General features: G+C 67.8%; 1 protein-coding gene. It reads left to right on the plus strand.

Translation table 11 applies throughout. The features are described 5' to 3' along the window. A partial coding sequence (locus RB628_RS42450) for a TOTE conflict system archaeo-eukaryotic primase domain-containing protein (protein ID WP_318325885.1) occupies window positions 1–208 on the plus strand: 208 nt, incomplete at both ends.

Below are 208 nucleotides of genomic sequence, written 5' to 3' on the forward strand. Positions count from 1 at the left end.
TGTCCCTGGCCAGTTACGACCGGCTCTTCCCCGCCCAGGACTTCCTTCCCACAAGCTCCAAGGGCGGGGCCCGGTTCGGGAATCTGATCGCGCTGCCGCTGCACGGGGTCTCCCGCACCTTGGGCACCACGCTTTTCTGCGACCCTGCCACCTGGACGCCGTACGAGGACCAGTTCGCTTACCTGTCGCGCACCGAACGCCTCGCGCC

Origin of the sequence: Streptomyces sp. ADMS, assembly GCF_033441795.1 — a bacterium.
Lineage (GTDB): Bacteria > Actinomycetota > Actinomycetes > Streptomycetales > Streptomycetaceae > Streptomyces.